14 protein-coding genes are annotated in these 18,455 nt (G+C 71.9%); 8 read left to right on the plus strand and 6 right to left on the minus strand.

What is annotated here, in order from left to right; all coding sequences use genetic code 11:
- Positions 1–98 precede the first annotated feature (98 nt).
- The 5 genes from corA to ACIPUC_RS17300 all read left to right on the plus strand — a co-directional run bounded on the left by corA (position 99) and on the right by ACIPUC_RS17300 (position 6,136).
- Positions 99–1,181, plus strand: a complete 1,083-nt coding sequence (gene corA / locus ACIPUC_RS17280) for a magnesium/cobalt transporter CorA (protein ID WP_446590256.1) — start codon at positions 99–101, stop codon at positions 1,179–1,181.
- A gap of 98 nt (positions 1,182–1,279) precedes the next feature.
- The gene (locus tag ACIPUC_RS17285) at positions 1,280–2,131 is read left to right on the plus strand and encodes a chitosanase (protein ID WP_446590257.1); all 852 of its coding nucleotides are present in this window, start codon (positions 1,280–1,282) and stop codon (positions 2,129–2,131) included.
- Between the two features lie 285 nt (positions 2,132–2,416).
- Positions 2,417–2,770, plus strand: a complete 354-nt coding sequence (locus ACIPUC_RS17290) for a DUF805 domain-containing protein (protein WP_446590259.1) — start codon at positions 2,417–2,419, stop codon at positions 2,768–2,770.
- Between the two features lie 203 nt (positions 2,771–2,973).
- Positions 2,974–5,193, plus strand: coding sequence for an NADP-dependent isocitrate dehydrogenase (locus tag ACIPUC_RS17295; protein WP_446590260.1), 2,220 nt, complete (start codon positions 2,974–2,976; stop codon positions 5,191–5,193).
- 145 nt (positions 5,194–5,338) lie between these two features.
- The gene (locus ACIPUC_RS17300) at positions 5,339–6,136 is read left to right on the plus strand and encodes a hypothetical protein (RefSeq protein WP_446590262.1); all 798 of its coding nucleotides are present in this window, start codon (positions 5,339–5,341) and stop codon (positions 6,134–6,136) included.
- 13 nt (positions 6,137–6,149) lie between these two features.
- Here the strand turns inward: ACIPUC_RS17300 and ACIPUC_RS17305 are convergent, their stop codons facing one another.
- The 4 genes from ACIPUC_RS17305 to ACIPUC_RS17320 form a co-directional block, all read right to left on the minus strand.
- Positions 6,150–6,620 carry a hypothetical protein gene (locus tag ACIPUC_RS17305; RefSeq protein WP_446590263.1) on the minus strand — a complete coding sequence of 157 codons (471 nt, stop codon included), beginning with the start codon at positions 6,618–6,620 and terminating at the stop codon, positions 6,150–6,152.
- Between the two features lie 135 nt (positions 6,621–6,755).
- On the minus strand, positions 6,756–9,023 hold the full coding sequence (locus ACIPUC_RS17310; protein WP_446590265.1) for a terpene synthase family protein: 2,268 nt from the start codon (positions 9,021–9,023) through the stop codon (positions 6,756–6,758).
- Positions 9,024–9,050: 27 nt separating this feature from the next.
- Positions 9,051–10,460, minus strand: coding sequence for a family 2B encapsulin nanocompartment shell protein (locus ACIPUC_RS17315; protein ID WP_446590266.1), 1,410 nt, complete (start codon positions 10,458–10,460; stop codon positions 9,051–9,053).
- 69 nt (positions 10,461–10,529) lie between these two features.
- The gene (locus ACIPUC_RS17320; RefSeq protein WP_446590268.1) at positions 10,530–11,603 is read right to left on the minus strand and encodes a polyprenyl synthetase family protein; all 1,074 of its coding nucleotides are present in this window, start codon (positions 11,601–11,603) and stop codon (positions 10,530–10,532) included.
- A 262-nt stretch (positions 11,604–11,865) separates the two neighbouring features.
- Between ACIPUC_RS17320 and ACIPUC_RS17325 the strand changes: the two genes are divergently transcribed.
- A complete protein-coding gene (locus tag ACIPUC_RS17325; protein ID WP_446590269.1) occupies positions 11,866–13,161 on the plus strand; it encodes a tetratricopeptide repeat protein in 1,296 nt (431 codons plus the stop codon).
- 8 nt (positions 13,162–13,169) lie between these two features.
- On the opposite strand, the gene ACIPUC_RS17330 is transcribed toward ACIPUC_RS17325, so the two are convergent.
- The gene (locus ACIPUC_RS17330; protein ID WP_446590270.1) at positions 13,170–14,300 is read right to left on the minus strand and encodes a family 2 encapsulin nanocompartment cargo protein terpene cyclase; all 1,131 of its coding nucleotides are present in this window, start codon (positions 14,298–14,300) and stop codon (positions 13,170–13,172) included.
- A gap of 274 nt (positions 14,301–14,574) precedes the next feature.
- On the opposite strand from ACIPUC_RS17330, the gene ACIPUC_RS17335 reads away from it, so the two are divergent.
- Positions 14,575–15,990, plus strand: coding sequence for a family 2B encapsulin nanocompartment shell protein (locus ACIPUC_RS17335; RefSeq protein ID WP_446590271.1), 1,416 nt, complete (start codon positions 14,575–14,577; stop codon positions 15,988–15,990).
- 38 nt (positions 15,991–16,028) lie between these two features.
- On the opposite strand, the gene ACIPUC_RS17340 is transcribed toward ACIPUC_RS17335, so the two are convergent.
- Positions 16,029–16,463: a hypothetical protein gene (locus ACIPUC_RS17340; protein ID WP_446590272.1), complete on the minus strand. Its 435-nt coding sequence runs from the start codon at positions 16,461–16,463 to the stop codon at positions 16,029–16,031.
- A 268-nt stretch (positions 16,464–16,731) separates the two neighbouring features.
- On the opposite strand from ACIPUC_RS17340, the gene ACIPUC_RS17345 reads away from it, so the two are divergent.
- Positions 16,732–18,447, plus strand: a complete 1,716-nt coding sequence (locus ACIPUC_RS17345) for a glycoside hydrolase family 71 protein (RefSeq protein WP_446590274.1) — start codon at positions 16,732–16,734, stop codon at positions 18,445–18,447.
- The last annotated feature ends 8 nt before the right edge of the window (positions 18,448–18,455 follow it).

Below are 18,455 nucleotides of genomic sequence, written 5' to 3' on the forward strand. Positions count from 1 at the left end.
AGTGGGCCCGTCCCCCGGGGCGCTCGCGGCGCCGACGGACTCGCGGCGCGATGGCAGACTGGCCGCTGATCAGCCGAAAGAGGAGCACGTCGTTGTCCATGTTCAGCACCTTCCGCCGGGTCGTGCGCCGCGGCTACCGTCGCGCCGTCGACCTCAGCCACCCCGCCCGCTCCCCGCTCGGCAGCGCCGTGGTCAACTGCGTGGTCTACCGGGACGGCGCGCGCCAGGACGGCTGCGCGGAGGTCGAGGAGGCACTGCGGAGGGTCCGCAAGGCGGGCAGCGGCTTCGTCTGGATCGGCCTGCACGAACCGGCGGAGTCGGAGCTCGCAGGGCTCGCCGAGCTGTTCGGCCTGCACCCGCTCGCCGTCGAGGACGCCGTGAACGCGCATCAGCGCCCCAAGGTGGAGCGGTACGACAACACGCTGTTCTCCGTCTTCAAGACCGTGCGCTACGTCGAGCACGAGGAACTCACCGCGACCAGCGAGGTGGTGGAGACCGGCGAGCTGATGGCCTTCACCGGTGAGGACTTCGTCATCACCATCCGGCACGGCGGCCGCGGCACGCTCGGCCCGGTCCGCGAGGAGCTGGAGGCGTCCCCGGAGCACCTGGCCCAGGGGCCGGCGGCCGTGCTGCACGCCATGGTCGACCATGTGGTCGACGACTACGTGGCCGTCACGGACGCGGTGCAGAACGACATAGACGCCGTCGAGACCGCGGTGTTCAGCGAGGCGGGCGGGCGCGGCGACGCCGGCCGGATCTACCAGCTCAAGCGTGAACTCCTGGAGCTGCGGCGGGCGGTGGCGCCGCTGGGCCGCCCGCTCGAGCAGCTGGCGACCCAGCCGATACCGGTGATTCCGGCCGACTTCCGTGCGTACTTCCGGGACGTGGCCGACCACCTGACCCGGACCACCGAGCAGATCGGCGCCTACGACAACCTGCTCGATTCCATCCTCCAGGCGCATCTGGCGCAGGTGACCGTCGCGCAGAACGAGGACATGCGCAAGATCACGGCGTGGGCGGCGATCGTCGCCGTGCCGACCATGGTCTGCGGGGTCTACGGCATGAACTTCGACCACATGCCCGAGCTGCGCTGGACGTACGGGTACCCGCTCGTGCTCGGGGTCATGGCGGTCGCCTGCTTCGTCATCCACCGAGGCTTCCGGCGCAACGGCTGGCTCTGAACCGGCCGAGGGGGTTCCCGGGGCTTGAGATGCCGTCAAGTCTGGTAGTAAAGTTTCTTAACGAAACCGGGAAGCCTCAACTCCCCTCTGGAGGCCTTGTGTTCACCCCCCGCCGCAGGACACTGGCGATCGGTGCCGTGCTCGGCAGTGCGCTCTTAGCCCTACCGGTGACGGCCCAGGCGACCGCCGTCGACGCCGCCGCCTCCGCGAAGGCGAAGGCGAAGACGGAGGCGGCCGCCGCCGTCGGGCTCGACGATCCGGCGAAGAAGGAAATCGCCATGAAGCTCGTCTCCAGTGCGGAGAACTCCTCGCTGGACTGGAAGGCGCAGTACAAGTACATCGAGGACATAGACGACGGCCGCGGCTACACGGCCGGCATCATCGGCTTCTGCTCCGGTACCGGCGACATGCTCGACCTCGTCGAGTACTACACCCAGGTCAAGCCGGGCAACGTCCTCGCCAAGTACCTCCCCGCCCTGCGCCGCGTCGACGGCACCGACTCCCACTCCGGCCTCGACCCGAACTTCACCAGGGACTGGGCGAAGGCGGCCCGGGACGCCGAGTTCAGGAAGGCCCAGGACCGCGAGCGCGACCGGGTCTACTTCAACCCGGCGGTCAAGCAGGGCAAGTCCGACAAGGTCGGCACCCTCGGCCAGTTCATCTACTACGACGCCATCGTCATGCACGGCGACGGCACGGACTCCACCAGCTTCCGCAACATCCGGGCGCGCGCGCTGTCCAAGGCCAAGCCCCCGTCTCAGGGCGGCAGCGAGACCGCGTGGCTGGGCGCCTTCCTCGACGCCCGCGTCTGGGCGATGAAGCAGGAGGAGGCGCACAGCGACACCAGCCGCGTCGACACCGCGCAGCGGGTCTTCCTGCGCAAGGGCAACCTGAACCTCAACACCCCCCTGGACTGGAAGGTGTACGGGGACTCCTTCCACATCGGCTGAGGCGAGCCCGGCCGGGGCGCGGCCTCGCAGCGCGGTAACGATGTGGACACTGATCAACGCGGGTTCCGTGGTGCGGAGTAGGCCTGTGAGGTGGACGATCCGGACTTCCCGGGACACGGCGCCGCTCCGCACCCCGGCCACCGCTCATCCGGTGCCGGATATCGTGCCGTGTGGCCGAATTTGGGCCCTGGGGAAGTGGCTTGACCCCGCTGTAAGGGGGGCATAAGTTCTGCCCCGGCTTGCTCCAGCAGGACGGGCCGCACTTCCGTCCTCTGGGGGGACCCCGTGAACCACTACACCGACGTTCTGAAGAAGTACGCAGACTTCTCCGGCCGCGCCCGCCGCCAGGAGTACTGGATGTTCTCCCTCATCCAGTCGATCATCGCCATAGCCCTGGTGATCCTCGACTTCGTGCTGGGGACCCTCCCGATCCTCACCGTCGTTTACGCCCTCGGCACCATCCTGCCGAGCCTTGCGGTCACGGTCCGCCGCCTGCACGACATCGGCAAGTCCGGCTGGTGGTACTTCATCGGCTGCGTCCCGTTCATCGGCTTCATCTGGCTGCTCGTCCTGACGGCCACCGCCGGTCAGCCGCAGCCGAACGAGTACGGCGCCGACCCCAAGGGCTACCACGCCTGACCTGGGACTTGACCCGCAGTGCCTGAGCGCCGCCCCGGCCGGAGACAGCCGTGGGCGGCGCTTTCGCCGTTCCCGGGGCCCCGCGTGACCCGGATCTCCCCCGGCTCGTGGCAGGGGGCTGTCCAGACCGGCCCGATCACGAGATATCTTGATGTCGAGCAATGTTGCAGACGAGAGACGCAGACTGTGGAGCGGAGCATCCGGTGACTGACTCGACCATCATCTACACGCACACTGACGAGGCCCCGGCCCTCGCGACGTATTCGTTCCTGCCTGTGATCCAGGCGTACGCGTCGACGGCCGGTGTGAATGTCGAGACCCGTGACATCTCCCTGGCCGGTCGGATCATCGCCAGCTTCCCCGAGCACCTCGAGGAGAGCCAGCGGATCGCCGACGCCCTCGCCGAGCTCGGCGAGCTGGCGAAGACCCCCGAAGCCAACATCATCAAGCTTCCCAACATCTCGGCCTCGATCCCGCAGCTCAAGGCCGCGGTCGCCGAGCTCCAGGGCCAGGGCTACGCCCTCCCGGACTACCCGGACGACCCGAAGACCGACGAGGAGCGCGAGGTCCGCGCCCGCTACGACAAGATCAAGGGCAGCGCCGTCAACCCGGTCCTGCGCGAGGGCAACTCCGACCGCCGCGCCCCCGCCTCGGTGAAGAACTACGCCAAGGCCCACCCGCACCGCATGGGCGCTTGGGTCCCCGACTCGAAGACCAACGTCGCGACCATGGGCGAGAACGACTTCCGCTCCACCGAGAAGTCGGCCGTCATGGCCGAGGCCGGAACGCTGCGCATCGAGCACGTCGCCGCCGACGGCGCCACCACCGTGCTGCGCGAGTCCGTACCGGTCCTCGCGGGCGAGGTCGTGGACGCGTCCGTCCTGCACGTCGACGCGCTGCGCACCTTCCTGAACGACCAGATCGCCCGCGCCAAGGCCGAGGGCATCCTGTTCTCCGTGCACCTCAAGGCCACGATGATGAAGGTCTCCGACCCGATCATCTTCGGCCACGTGGTCCGCGCGTTCTTCCCGAAGACCTTCGCGAAGTACGGCGAGGCCCTCGCGGCCGCCGGCCTCTCCCCGAACGACGGCCTCGGCGCCATCCTGAAGGGCCTGGACGGCGTCCCGAACGGCGCCGAGATCAAGGCCTCCTTCGAGGCCGAGATCGCCGAGGGCCCGGCCCTCGCGATGGTCGACTCGGACAAGGGCATCACCAACCTGCACGTCCCGAGCGACGTCATCGTCGACGCCTCCATGCCGGCCATGATCCGCACCTCCGGCCACATGTGGGGCCCGGACGGTGCCGAGGCCGACACCCTCGCCGTCCTCCCGGACAGCAGCTACGCCGGCGTCTACCAGGTCGTCGTCGACGACTGCCGCGCGCACGGCGCGTTCGACCCGTCCACCATGGGCTCGGTGCCGAACGTCGGCCTCATGGCCCAGAAGGCCGAGGAGTACGGCAGCCACGACAAGACCTTCGAGATCGCCGCCGCGGGCACCGTCCGCGTCGTCGACGCCTCGGGCGCCGTGGTCCTGGAGCAGGAGGTCGCCGCCGGTGACATCTTCCGCGCCTGCCAGACCAAGGACCTGCCGATCCAGGACTGGGTCAAGCTCGCCGTCACCCGCGCCCGCGCCACCGGCGTCCCGGCCGTCTTCTGGCTGGACGAGGGCCGCGCGCACGACGCCCAGCTGATCGCCAAGGTCAAGACGTACCTGGCCGACCACGACACCGAGGGTCTGGACATCAAGATCCTGTCCCCGGTCGAGGCCACCGCCTTCTCCCTGGAGCGCATCCGCCGCGGCGAGGACACCATCTCGGTGACCGGCAACGTGCTGCGCGACTACCTGACCGACCTCTTCCCGATCCTGGAGCTGGGCACCAGCGCCAAGATGCTGTCGGTGGTCCCGCTGATGAACGGCGGCGGCCTCTTCGAGACGGGCGCCGGCGGCTCCGCCCCGAAGCACGTCCAGCAGCTGGTCAAGGAGAACTACCTGCGCTGGGACTCGCTCGGCGAGTTCCTCGCGCTGGCCGTCTCCTTCGAGCACCTCGCCACCACCACCGGCAACGCCCGCGCCCAGGTGCTGGCCGACACCCTGGACCGCGCCACCGGCAGCTTCCTCAACGAGGACAAGTCGCCGAGCCGCAAGCTGGGCGGCATCGACAACCGCGGCAGCCACTTCTACCTCGCCCTGTACTGGGCGCAGGAGCTGGCCAAGCAGACCGAAGACGCCGAGCTGGCCACCGCGTTCGAGGCGCTCGCCAAGACGCTGGGCGAGCAGGAGCAGACCATCGTCGGCGAGCTCATCGCCGTCCAGGGCTCCCCGGCCGACATCGGCGGCTACTACCAGCCCGACGCCGCCAAGGCCGCGGCGATCATGCGCCCGTCCGCCACCTTCAACCAGGCGCTGGCCATCCTCGGCTGACACCTGTGGTCCACGCGTGACGTGCTCCGCCCCGGCCGGCCCCGTGCCCGGCCGGGGCGGACCCGTGTCCGCGGTCTTCCGGAACCGCTGGCCGGGAGGTGGGGCCTGCGCTAACGTTCACCGCCGGTGATCTGTGGGGGGTTCTGTGGCACGCCGTTCCGACACGTCCTGCGGCGGCATCGGCTGCGCCGCGCTGCTGCTCGTCCTGTTCGTCCTGCCCACCGTGGGGTACCTGCTGGCGGTGCCGCTGGCGCTGCCCGACCTGCTGGCGGAGCAGACGCCGCCGCAGGAGCTGCGGGGGGCCGGGCAGTACCTGATCACGTACGCCATCCCGGTCGTGGTGGCCCTGGTCCTCGCGTTCTTCGCCGGCCGGCGACGGCGGTTCGTGTGGTGGCTGGTCCCGGCCCGGGCCGCGGCCCTGCTGGTGCTCGTCGCCGTGGCGCTGTGGTGGACCGAGGGCAAGGTCGGGGACCATCCGCTGTGGAACGTGCGGGCGACGGCCGAGAGCATGGCCGCCGGGCTCGTGGCCCTCGCCTTCGTCGCCGCCGTCCGCCGGTGGGACACCTCCCGCGCGGACACCTTCCGCGGCGGCCCGCGCAGGCCCGCGACCGTACGCACCCACCGGCCGGCGCCGGGGGAGATCTGGCTGGCCATGGTGCCGCTGCGGGAGGATCCCACCCGGCAGCTGCGGCACTACTGCGTGGTACTGGCCGCCCACGCCGACCATGCGGAGGTGGCCCAGATCACCAGCAAGGACAAGGACGGGCGCTCCGACTACCTCCCGATGCCGAACGACGGCTGGGACAAGGTCTCCGGCCGCCCCCACTGGGTGGAGTCCGGGCGCCCCCCGCGCCGGGTCGAGTACCCGCTGTTCCTCAAGTCCCGGCCGCAGGGCCACTGTCCGGCCCCGGTGTGGCACCAGCTCAGCCGGCAGGCGGGCTGAGGTTCCGCACGCCTCACAGCCGGTGGACCCGCTCCTCCTCGAAGGCCAGCGGATGGCGGCCGGCGGCCAGCAGCCGCAGGCCCGGCGCGCGGGACAGCAGGTCCCGCAGCCAGTCCAGGGCCGCCGGGGTGAGCCGGTCGCTGCCGTCGAGGACGAGCAGCATGTCGCGCTCGGCGAGCCAGGAAGCGGCAGGGGCCGTCCCGTACGGCAGGACGGGCATGCCCGGAACGCAGCCCAGGGCAGCCGTCATCTCCCGCACGCCGAAGGCGTGGTCCAGGTCGACCACGGCCACCCCGTCGTAGAAGTTGGACGAGAGCCGCCGGGCGATCTCCCGTACCAGCAGGCTCCGCGGCTCGCGGAACCTGCCCGTCACGGTCAGTACGCGCCCCCGCCGGACGGCGGTCAGCAGCCGCGACATCTCGGCGGATGTCGCGGGCAGTGTTCCGGACGCCGCCGCGGACGCCCCGGATTCCCCCATCGGCACGATGCCCCCCATTGCATGCGTGACCAAGTGCGGCTAGAGGGTTGTTTCAAGCCGCATGACGACGATTATGCGCCGCTTGCGCCGTAAGACCAGGGGAACGTCGTATTCCTGCGAAGGCACCTGCCGACCCGCAGGTCAGGCCCACGCGGCGCGGTGCGGGGCCGCGGGAAGCCGGCGGCCCCCGCCGCCCCGCGGGTCCGGGGCGACCGCGCCCGCCGCCGCGGACCGGCGGTGCGCGTGGTGGCGTACGAGGTCCTCCTCCCGGTAGCGCCGCGTCTCGGCATGCCAGACGGCGATGCCCGTCATCCACTGCTTCAGCTCCTCGGCGCTGCGGTCCAGGGCCGCCCGGGCCGCCGCGTCCAGGCCGTGGTCGGCATACATCACGGGGAGTTCCTTCTCCACGACGTGCTCGAACTGCTTCATCCGCGAGGTCATCAGGTCGTTCGCGATGCGGAGCGCCGTCGGGTAGTCGCACTGGAAGAAGGTCTCCGCGACGAGCACGAAGTTGTGCAGCTCGCCCTCGTACTCCACCTCCTTCTGGTACGAGTACACGTCGTTCATGACGGCCGAGTAGTCGCAGGCGGCCTGGTACATCGACTGCATGGCCGAACTCTCGTAGACCTCGTCCGGCACGACGTCCATGTGCGCCAACCGGGCGAGCGCGGTGGTCATCGGCGAGCCGAAGGTCAGCCGGCGCATCTCCAGGTAGTCCACCGGATCCGGCACCCGGTTGTGGAACTGGTTGTCCAGCTCCCAGTGCCAGCTGTCCACCATCTGTTCCACGCCCGCCCGGAACAGCTCCCGGCCGCGCGGAGGCATCGGCGCGGCCGTACGCCGCCACAGGTCGGCCAGGCCCCGTTCCATGGCGTTCGACGGGGGTGGCGGAGCCGAGAGGTCCAGCGGCATGCAGGCGAACAGCCGCTGGGTCTGCTCCTTGGCGGCGGCCAGGCTGCGGCTGGTGCCGAAGACCAGCGGGTACAGGTCGTCGGCGTACGTGCCCCAGCTCAGCCAGCCCGCGCTGATGTCCAGCGCCTCCGCGGAGGCCTCCGGGTCGATGCCCGCCGAGCACAGTGCGAAGTCGTAGTCCCGCGCCTTCTCCTCCCACCACAGGCCCTCGTCGAAGAAGCCCATCCGCCGGTTCCACTCGATGAGCCGCTCCCGGGCGCCGGCCAGGTGCGGATTGAGGACGTTGCGGTACGGCAGGTAGAACTCCGGGATCACCGAAGGACCCACCCGGTGCGGGACGTTGCCGTGCCGGCGCACCCGCTGCGCGCCGCCGGTCAGGCCCAGCAGCGCCCTGATGTTGGCACCGGTGGTCCCCAGCCCGGTCGGGCCGCGCAGCCATCCCGGCAGCCCCGTTTCCGCCGGCCCCGTCTCGTTCCGCCCCGGACGGCTGTTCATGTAGCGGCTGGAGCGCATGTGCCACTCGTGGCCGCCGGACTGCCAGTCCTGGAGCCCGCGGGCGTAGGTGAGGACCGCGAGGATCCCGGCCGGGTCCAGGGCCTTCTCCGCGAACAGCACCGGCAGTTCGGTGAAGAAGGTGCTCTCGAACTGCTGGAGCCGCGAGGTGAGCATGTTGTTCAGCTGGTCGGCCGCCTCCTGGGTGGTGCAGCCGAAGAACCGCTCCAGGACCAGCACGCCGTTGCTGAGCTCGCCCTCCTTCCCGATCTCCCGCTCGTAGGAGAACAGGTCGTTGCGGAAGTGCACCGAGTCGGCGAAGCAGTCGCGCAGGACGCGCAGCGCCCGCTCCCCGGAGACGGAAGGGGGCACCTCCGCGCCCACCGCGTGCTCGATGATCCCCGCCGACCAGGGCGCGCCGCCCACCTTGCGGCGCTGTTCGACGTACTCCATCGGGTTGGACACCCGGCCGATGGTGATGTTGTCGAGCTCCCACAGCGACTCGTGGAGCAGGTTGCGGGTGCTGACGGTGAACCGCGTGATCCAGTCCGCCGAGTGACCGGGCACGGTACGCCGCCACAGGTCGGCCAGGCCCGCCTCCACCGGATTGGCCGGCTCGGGCATCGGCGCGCCGGGGTCGGCCGGCATGAACGGCGCCAGCCGCTCCAGCGCGTCCCGGCCGGCCGCCCGGTCGCCGGAGCGCTTGAAGCGCTCCAGGAACCAGTCGTCGAAGAAGAACACCCACACGTACCAGTCGGTGACGAGCGAGAGCGTCGGGCCGTCGCACTCGGGATGGGTGTAGGCGCACAACAGCGCGTAGTCGTGGGCCTCCAGGTCGGCCGGACCCCAGACGCCCGAGCCTTCCAGCATCCCCAGCTCCGCGGCCCACGTGCGGGTGTGCGTCCGGGCCTCCTCCAGGTGGGGGTTGAGGCGGGCGGGATGCGGGAGGTAGAACTCGGGCAGCTCGAAGGGCTGCCGGGAGACGTTCTCCTGCCGAGCGGTCATGTCCTGGACCCCCTCAGATATCGAAGCTCAGTCGTCGAAACGCGAGATCTCGACGTTCTCCAGCACCCCGACGGCGTCGGGCACGAGGATCGCGGCCGAGTAGTAGGCCGTGACCAGGTAGGAGATGATCGCCTGCTCGTTGATGTTCATGAAACGGACGGACAGGCCCGGCTGGTACTCGTCGGGCAGCGCGACCGGGTGCAGCCCGACGACCCCGTCGTTGTCCTCGCCGGTGCGCAGGACCAGGATCGAGCTGGTCCGCTCCGGGGTCACCGGGATCTTGTTGCAGGGCAGCAGCGGCACCCCCCGCCAGGACGGGACCCGGTTCCCCTGGAAGTCCACGCTGTCCGGGTACAGGCCCCGCCTGCTGCATTCGCGGCCGAAGGCGGCGATGGTGCGCGGATGGGCCAGGAAGTACTGCGACCCGCGCCGGCGGCTGAGGAGTTCGTCCATGTCGTCCGGGGTCGGCGGCCCGGTCCGGGCGTAGATCCGCTGCTCGTAGTCGGCGTTGTGCAGCAGCCCGAACTCGGCGTTGTTGACCAGTTCGCTCTCCTGGCGCTCCTTCAACGCCTCGATGGTCAGGCGCAGTTGCTGCTCCGACTGGTTCATCGGCTGGTTGTAGAGGTCGGCTACCCGGGAGTGCACGCGCAGCACGGTCTGGGCCACGCTCAGCTCGTACTCGCGCGGGCTGAGGTCGTAGTCGACGTACGTGCCGGGCAGCATCACCTCGCCGGTGTGTCCGGCGGACAGGTCCACGGCGTCGCTGCCCCGGCGGCCGACGCGCTCCGCCTCCAGATAGGCCTCCGCGTGCCGGCGCAGCGCGGCGGAGCTGTTCAGGGCCGCGTCCCAGTCGCCGCGGTTGAAGGTCATCGTCACCACGTCGGTCTGGGCGCGGGCGGTGAACTCCCAGCGGGCGTCGGGGAGCGGATGGTGGCCGAAGTGGTCGCCGTCGCTGAGCACGTCCAGGCTCGCCTCGTCCCCGTACGCGCCGACGCCCAGCCGCTCGATGCGGCCGTGGGCGATGAGGTAGATCTTGTCGACGGGTTCACCGTGCCGGACGATCACGTCGCCCTTGCGGAACTCCTCCTTGACGAACCGGTCGGCGATGGCCTTGACCACCTGGTCGTCGGGGAAGTTCCGGAGCATGCCGAGCTCGCGCAGCATGGCCGGGATGACCCGCAGTTCGGAGCCGGTCTTCACGAAGGTGATGCGCCCGTCGCCGAGGGTGTAACTGACCGTGCGGTTCACCCGGTAGGTGCCGCCGCCCGTCTGCACCCACGGAAGGATCCGCAGCAGCCAGCGCGAGCTGATCCCCTGCATCTGCGGCGCGGACTTGGTGGTGGTGGCCAGGTTGCGGGCGGCCTCGGTGCTCAGGCTCTGCCGGGCGGCGGCGGTCAGGTGCTCGGCGCCCACTTCGGCGCTGGGGTCGACGGACATGGCGGGCCTTCCTCTCGGTCGGTCTTCCTGTGGGCTGCGCGGATGCTCGGCGCGGGGGCGGCCTGCCGGTCAGTGCTCCCGCCGGGTGATCAGCTCGCACAGCGACACCAGCTCGGCGGTCGCGGCCGGATCGGGGACGGCCTCGGCCAGGCACTCCAGCGCCCCCGCCGCCCGTACGGAGGCCTCGTGCTGCGCCCAGTCCCGTCCGCCGGCGGCTTCGACCAGGGTCGTCGCGCGGGCGATCCCGGCTTCGCCGAGCGGGCGGGTGCCGTCGTACAGGGCGGCGAGTTCGGCGCCGGCGTCGGTGCCCGAAAGCAGGGCCGCGACCACCGGCAGGGACTTCTTGCGGGAAGCGAGGTCGGCGCCCACCGGCTTTCCGGTGAGCTGCGGATCGCCCCAGATGCCGAGCAGGTCGTCGATCAGCTGGAACCCGATGCCGATGCCGCGCCCGAAGGCGTCGAGGGCAGCCGTGACCTGCGGCGCGGCGCCCCCGTACAGTCCGCCGAGGGCGCAGGCGGAGCCCAGCAGGGCGCCCGTCTTGGCCTCCGCCATGGCCATCACCTCGGCCAGGGTCACCGCCGCGCGGGCCTCGAAGGAGCAGTCCTCGTACTGGCCCTCGCACAGCTCGACCACGCAGTCCGACAGCCGGACCACCGCGTCGGCCCGGTCGGCGACCAGCCGCACCGCGAGCGAGGCCATGGCATCGCCCGCGACGATGGCCTGGGCGCTGCCGAACACCGTCCACGCCGTGGGACGGTGACGGCGCGTCGGGTCCCGGTCGATCACGTCGTCGTGCAACAGCGTGAAGTTGTGCACGAGTTCGGTGGCCGCGGCCGCCCCGAGGGCGTCCTGCTCGCGGCCGCCGACCGCCCGCGCCGCGGCCAGCACCAGGGCGGGGCGTATCGCTTTGCCCGCCCCGGCGGCGGCCGGGGCACCGGTGGGGTCGCGCCAGCCCAGGTGGTACTCGGACACCGCCCGCACCCCGCCGGGCAGCGAGCGCACCGCCGCGCGCAGCAGGGGCTCCACGGCCGCCCGGCTGCGGCCGAGGACGGCGGTGGCGGCGGGGTCGTGCTGCACGTGCGGGACCTGCTGCCCGTGCGGGGCGGGGTCCACGTGCGGGGCGTGCTTCACGTGCGGAGTCATGGGGCGTACGCACCTCCTGCGCGGCGGGCCGAGTGCGGGGGCGGGGGCGGCGTGCGGGAGTGACCGGAAGGAACGATCCCGCTCCGTGTGATCTGCCGTGCTCCCGTACGCCATGGCCACACGGTGTGACCGCACGCCGCCGAGCGCACACGTCTTAGTTAGGGGCAGGACGGCCTCACCCGGTACATCCGCCTCCGCCCCTCCGTGTTGAATGTCCGACCGCGTTGAATGGATGGACACGTGTACGAGCTGGGCGGTCCTGATGGCCAAGCGTGAACCCAACGGACGACTCCGCACCCTCCTCACCGACGCGCGCTGGAGCGGGCAGGACTTCGCGCGCGCCGTCAACTCCGTGGCCGCCGAAACCGGCCTCACCCTGCGTTACGACCGGACCTCGATCTCGCACTGGCTGGCCGGCACCCGGCCGCCCGCACACGTCGTCGCGCTCGCCGCCGAAGCGCTGAGCCGGCGCACCGGGCGGCGGATCAGCCCGTCCGACACCGGGCTCGCCCGGCCCGCCGGCGCCCGGGCGCGCGAGCGCCCCGACGCCGAACCGCAGGGCACGGACGTCCTGGCCCTGCTCGGCGAGATCCCCGTCTACTCCTCCGCGTGGCGGCCCCCGGGCTGGCCGCCGCCCGGCGGGGCCGGAGCCCCCGCGCGGCCGTCCGGGCGGATCGGGGCGGAGCACGTGGAGGCGGCCGAGGCCGTCCTACCGGTCTTCCGCAACGCCGACATGACGTTCGGCAGCGGCCTGGCCCGGCCCGCCCTGACCCGCTACCTCGCCACCACCGTGGCGCCGTGGCTGCGGGCGGGCGCCGCGCCCGCCGTACGGCACCGGCTGCTGGGCTGCGCCGCGCGGCTCGCGTACACCGCCGGGTTCCTGTGCTTCGACGGCAACCAGCAGGGCGTGGCGCAGGCCTACTACCGGGCCGGGCTGCGGCTCGGCCAGGAGGCGGGGGATCCCGGGTGCTGGGCGCCCGTGCTCCGCGCCATGAGCGTGCAGGCCCACCACCTCGGCCACCGGAAGCAGGCGTGGGAGCTGGCCGAGGCGGCCGCCCGGGAGGCCGGACGGCTGCCCGCCCTCCAGGCCGCCTTCGTCACCGGGCAGCTCGCCGTCGCGGAGGCCGCCTGCGGTGACCGGCGGGCCGCGGTGGCCCGCCTGGCCGAAGCCGAACGGCTGTTGGAGCGCTCGGACGGGCAGCGGGTGGCCATCGGCGACTACCACCACGCCGCGCTCGCCCATCAGCAGGCCGAGGCGCTGGCCGCCCTCGGGGACGTGCGCGGTGCGATCGCCGCGCTCGGCACCTCACTGCGCCGCCGGCCGCCGGGCGAGCGGCGGGCGCGCGCCGTCACCCTCGCCCGGCTCGCCGAACTCCACCTGAACCAGGGCCATGTGGAACGGGCCTGCGCCACCTGGCACGAGATGCTGGACGCGGTGCCCCAGCTGGACTCCGCGCGGGTGGACGACGCCCTGCGCCGGCTGCGCGGCCGCCTCCAGCCGGTGCGCGGCAACCGCACGGCGCGGGCCCTGCTGGCCCGCGCCGGCGCGCTCGCGTGACAGGTGGCTCAGGCCGGTCCGCGGTAGCGGGGGGTCGTGGCGTGCCACTCCTTCGCTCCGCCCATCCAGTTCCAGACCCCCTCCAGGAAGCGGCCCAACGCGGGTGAGCCGAGGGCGGCCAGGGCGGCCGACTCCGCCTCGACCGTGCGCATCACCTCGTCGTGGATCGCCGCCGTGCGGTTCACCGCCTCCTGGAGGGAGCAGTGCTCCTCGGCCGCGATCAGGCGGGGGAGGTTGGTGTCGGCGGGATCCTCCCGGGCCATCGAGTACAGGTCGTTGAGCAGGCAGGTGGCCACGCCCGCGTACATGTACGTACGCCGTACCCGGGCGTCCGCGAACTCCGGCGCGGGCACCTCGTAGCCGCCGACCGGATCGGTCAGCGCCATGCAGGGGAAGAAGCCGTTCTCGTACCGGTGCACCAGGTACTCCCAGACCGGCGGCCGGCGGCCGGACATCCGCCACTCGGCCTCGTGGTTGTAGCCGACGAACATCACGGCCAGCTGGTAGCGCAGGCGGGTCACCTGGGTCGGGGAGGCGAACGAGGCGAGGTGCTCCAGGCTGGAACGGAAGGCGCGCAGCACCGGCTCGGCCGCCACCCGCTCCTCGAACCAGCGCTCGTAGCCCGCCGGCAGGCGCACCGGATCGACCACGGCGTGCGCGAGCGCCGTGCGCAGGCCGAGCAGGCCGGGATCCGCGTCCTCGCCCTCGTCGGCCCAGTGGTCGTCCACGGACCACTCGGAGAGGCCGCACTTGGCGGCCGCGAGGAGCCGGTCGGGGTCGTCGCAGTCCGGGTGCGCGAGCATCATCAGGCGGCCGAAGTGGCAGGCGCGCAGTGCGTCCAGGCGGCCCGCGTAGATGCCGGTCTCGGCGGCCCACAGGACGAGCCGGTCGTTGACGGCGTCGGCCAGCGCCGGGTCGTCCCGGACGGCGTCGGGGCAGTACAGCGGGGGGATGACGATTCCGGTGTCCACGTCCCGGTCCGGGTCCGTGTCCTTGCGCGCGCACCGGCCGCCCGGGCCGGTGCGCGGCGGCGCGGTGCCCAGGTAGCTGCGGCCGTCGAGCAGCCGGCGCAGGACCTCCGCCGGATCGGAGCCGGCCGCGCGGGCACGGCCCGGGGCAGGGGCGGGGGCGCGGTCCATGGATCCTCCTGCGGGTCGGCACACCCACCCATGGAGCGCGGGCCGCAGCCGGATCCGCCAGCCCCCGCGGCGCCCGGGCCTGTTGAAGATCCGGGGGCGTTGAAAGCCCGTACGGCAGTGCGTGCACCCGCCCCCTCGTACAGGCGTGCAGGGCTTCAACCGGCCGGGATTTTCAACAGGCGCCCGGACCGGTCCGGCTACCGCAGGCGACGCCCGGCACCCCACCGTGGGCGTGCAGCACGCTCCGCGCGACCGACGCAGGGAGGAACCCCGCATGACCGCAGAGGCGCAGCCACCCCTGACCCCCGCCGACGACCGGCAGCTGAGCCTGAGCACCGCCGCGGCCCGCAACCTCGCGACGACCACCAAGTCCGTGCCGCAGATGCAGGGCATCAGCTCCCGCTGGCTGCTGCGCATGCTGCCCTGGGTGGACCTGGGCGCGGGCACGTATCGTGTCAACCGCCGCCTGACCCATGCCGTCGGGCGCGGCCGGGTCTCCTTCGTCCAGGCCGGCGCGGACGACGTACGCATCCTCGCCCCCACCCTCACCGAACTGCCCACCCTCAAGGGATACGAGGACACCGCCGTCCTGGAGGAGCTGGCCCTGCGCTTCGTCAAGCGCGACCTGCGCGCCGGCGACGTGCTCGTGGAGCCGGGAGCCCCCGTCGACGAGGTGTTCATCATCGCCCACGGCCGATTCGAGAGGCGGGCCGAGGGCAAGTACGGCGGCGCCGAACTCCTCGGCGTGGTGGCCGACGGCGACCAGCTCGGCGACGACGCCCTCGGCCAGACCGACCCGCGCTGGGGGTACGGCGTACGGGCCGCGACAGCCGGGACCGTCATGGTGCTGCGGTGGAGCTCCTTCCAGGAGGTGCTCGGCCGCGCGGCGAGCCTGCGCACCCACCTGGAGCAGTACGTCGAGAACGGCCGCCGCCCCGTCAACCGGCGCGGCGAGGCCGACATCGAACTCTCCTCCGGCCACGCGGGGGAGGCCCAGCTGCCCGCCACCTTCGTCGACTACGAACTGCGGCCACGCGAGTACGAACTGAGCCTCGCCCAGACCGTGTTGCAGATCCACACCCGAGTAGCCGACCTCTACAACGACCCGATGAACCAGTTCGAGCAGCAACTGCGCCTGACGGTGGAGGCGATGCGCGAACGGCAGGAGTCCGAACTCCTCAACAACCGCGACTTCGGCCTCCTGCACAACGCCGACTACGGACAGCGCATCAGCACCTGGTCCGGCCCGCCCACCCCCGACGACATGGACGACCTGCTCAGCATGCGCCGCGGCACCAGGTTCTTCCTCGCGCACCCCAAGACCATCGCCGCCTTCTTCCGCGAGTGCAACAAGCGCGGCCTCGCCCTGGACACCGTGGAGGTCCACGGCAAGCAGGTGCCGTCCTGGCGCGGCATCCCGGTCCTGCCCTGCGGCAAGATCCCGGTCGTCGGCGGCCACACCAGCTCGATCCTGGCCCTGCGCACCGGCGAGGACAACGGCGGCGTCATCGGCCTGCGCCCGGCCGCGATCCCGGAGCAGATCGAACCCGGCCTCAACGTCCGCTGCATGGGCATCGACCAGAAGTCGGTCATGTCCTACCTGGTCAGCTCCTACTACTCGGCGGCGATCCTCGTCCCCGACGCCATCGGAATCCTGGAGAACGCCGACATCGCCGCCACCCGCACCTAGGCCGTCCCCGCCGGTGGATAGATCCGAAGGAAAGGGCGTCAGAAGTACAGGACTTCCGCTCCCGCGGCGCAGGTGCCCACGTAGATGTTGCCGTCGCCGCCGCGGTACAACAGGCACTCTTTGAGCTCGATACGGCGCACGTTCCCCGCGAAGGTGTACTCGCCGATGCCCACGACCGCCTGGTTGCCGCGGGTGTTCCAGACCTGCACGTCGCGGGTGCCGCCGTCCGAGTACACCGCGTGGATCTTGAGCGCCGCGCCCTTGCCGTCGCTCGCCGTGTCCTTGAGCTCGCCGCGCAGGTGGACCCGGCCGTCGGCTGCCTTTCCGTAGTCTCCGTGCGCCCAGGCGCCGCCGATGTCACCGCCGGTGCCGGTGACATCGAAACCGGAGCCGGCAGAGGCCGGCCCCGCGGCCAGCAGCAGCGCGGCCGGGACCGCGGCAAGGGTCAGGGCGGCCTTCGTCGTGAGCTTCATCGTTCCTCCGTCGTCTGGTCCACGTCGCACGGGACGGCGGAAATGTAGCCCCGGCGGCGGAGCCGTCTCGACCCACCCAGGGTTGGTCTTCGGGCCCACCACGGGGGTAGCCGGCCTACCCCCTGCGGTGTACCCGGCCGGGCCCAGCGTCGTATTTCGGTTGACCTGGGACCCGGTCCGATCCCGGGAACGGTTGTCCGGAAGCCGGTCATGGGCTCTACTGCTGTGCAGCCCCCACCGGGGGCCTGTGCGGGGGAGGGACCAGAAGATGAGAGCGGACCGGCGGACGGACCGGCGGACGGACCGGCCGGCATCGCACCGGCGCCGAACGGGATTCCGCGGCCGCAGGCCGCTGTTGACCCTGCTCGTCTCCGCCTTCCTCCTCGTCGGGGTGTGCGCGGCCACCCGAATCGCCTGGGACCCCTTCGGCGCGACCTCCGCACACGGCGGTTCCGCCCCGGAGATCAGCGTCCCGTGGTCCACCGGCCCGGGCGCCGGGCCCGCGCCCGGCGACCCCGGACCGGCCGCCCCGCCGTCCGCCGGAACCCCGCCGCCGGCCAAAAGCGCGCCCGCCAAGGCCGACCCGGGGGGTGCGACGGACCCCGGGGCGGCGCGCCCCGCCGGCGCCCTGCCCTTCGACATGCCCCAGCCGGCCGCCCTGCGCTCCGGCGCGGCGGGCAAGAAGCTGGTGTTCGCCCACTACTTCACCCCCTACCCGCTGTCCCTCGACAACGCGCGCGCGGACGGCGACTACTACACCCGCCACTACCTGAACCCGGACGGCGAGAGCGGCAAGCACGGGACGTACGGCGGCCTGCTGCGCGACCGGCCGCTGCCCGTCGAACCGAAGTCCGGCGACTGGGAGTACGCCAACCTCCAGCAGGAGGTGCGCACCGCCCGCGCGGCGGGCATCGACGGGTTCACCCTCGACGTGCTCTCCTTCTCCGGGCGCAACTGGGACCGATGCAACCTGCTGATGGCGGCGGCCCGTTCGGTGGATCCCGCCTTCAAGATCATGCTGATGCCCGACATGACCTCGCTGAAGACCGACGACCCGGGCGTCCTCGCCGACGCGATCGCCACGCTCGGCTCCGCCCCGGCCGCCCACCGGCTCCCCGACGGCCGGCTCGTCGTCTCCCCCTTCAAGGCGGAGGAGAAGAGCGCCGCGTGGTGGACCGAGGTCCTCGAGGTCCTGCGGTCCCGGCACGGCGTCCGCACCGCCTTCGTCCCGCTCTTCCTCGACTTCGCCGCCCACAACGGCGCGTTCGCCCCCATCAGCCACGGCTTCTCCGAGTGGGGCAGCCGCAGTTACGTCGGCCAGGAGGGCAACACCCGCGACGTCCGGCGGGCGCACGACATGGGCAAGATCTGGATGCAGCCCGTCTCGGTCCAGGACGCGCGCCCCAACCAGGGCATCTACGACGAGGCCGGCAACACCGCGACCCTGCGCTCCACCTGGACACACGCCATCGAGGACGGCGCCGACTGGGTGCAGCTCACCACCTGGAACGACTACTCGGAGGGCAGCCAGTTCGCGCCCTCCCTGCACAACGGGTACGCCTACCTGGACCTGACCTCCTACTACCTCACCCGGTTCAAGACGGGCGGCTGGCCGAAGATCGTCCGGGACACGCTGTACCTCACCGCCCGCACCCAGTTCGCGGCCGCCGACCCGACGGGCGACCAGTCGCTGCTGATGGCGCCGCGCAAGGGCAGCGCCGCGCCCCGGGACACGGTGGAGGTGCTCAGCTTCCTCGCCGAGCCCGCGGTCGTCCGCACCTCCGTCGGATCCGCCCAGGACACCCATCAGGCCCCCGCGGGGCTGCACTCCGAGCTGTTGCCGCTGAAGGCGGGCGCCGCCTCGGCCGCGGTGGTGCGGGACGGCAAGGCCGGTGCGGAAGTGCGGCTGCCGTACCCGGTGGACCGCACGGTGGAGGTCCAGGACCTCCAGTACTACGCGGCGACCAGCGGCCGGGAACGCTGACGGAGCCG

This window comes from Streptomyces sp. LARHCF249 (genome assembly GCF_052871255.1).

Excerpts from the sequence above, each read along its gene's own strand:
- ACIPUC_RS17325 (WP_446590269.1), top strand. The coding sequence starts at position 11,866 with ATGGCCAAGCGTGAACCCAACGGACGACTCCGCACCCTCCTCACCGAC.
- corA (WP_446590256.1), top strand. The coding sequence starts at position 99 with ATGTTCAGCACCTTCCGCCGGGTCGTGCGCCGCGGCTACCGTCGCGCC.
- ACIPUC_RS17330 (WP_446590270.1), bottom strand. The coding sequence starts at position 14,300 with ATGGACCGCGCCCCCGCCCCTGCCCCGGGCCGTGCCCGCGCGGCCGGC.
- ACIPUC_RS17345 (WP_446590274.1), top strand. The coding sequence starts at position 16,732 with ATGAGAGCGGACCGGCGGACGGACCGGCGGACGGACCGGCCGGCATCG.
- ACIPUC_RS17310 (WP_446590265.1), bottom strand. The coding sequence starts at position 9,023 with ATGACCGCTCGGCAGGAGAACGTCTCCCGGCAGCCCTTCGAGCTGCCC.
- ACIPUC_RS17335 (WP_446590271.1), top strand. The coding sequence starts at position 14,575 with ATGACCGCAGAGGCGCAGCCACCCCTGACCCCCGCCGACGACCGGCAG.
- ACIPUC_RS17320 (WP_446590268.1), bottom strand. The coding sequence starts at position 11,603 with ATGACTCCGCACGTGAAGCACGCCCCGCACGTGGACCCCGCCCCGCAC.
- ACIPUC_RS17340 (WP_446590272.1), bottom strand. The coding sequence starts at position 16,463 with ATGAAGCTCACGACGAAGGCCGCCCTGACCCTTGCCGCGGTCCCGGCC.
- ACIPUC_RS17315 (WP_446590266.1), bottom strand. The coding sequence starts at position 10,460 with ATGTCCGTCGACCCCAGCGCCGAAGTGGGCGCCGAGCACCTGACCGCC.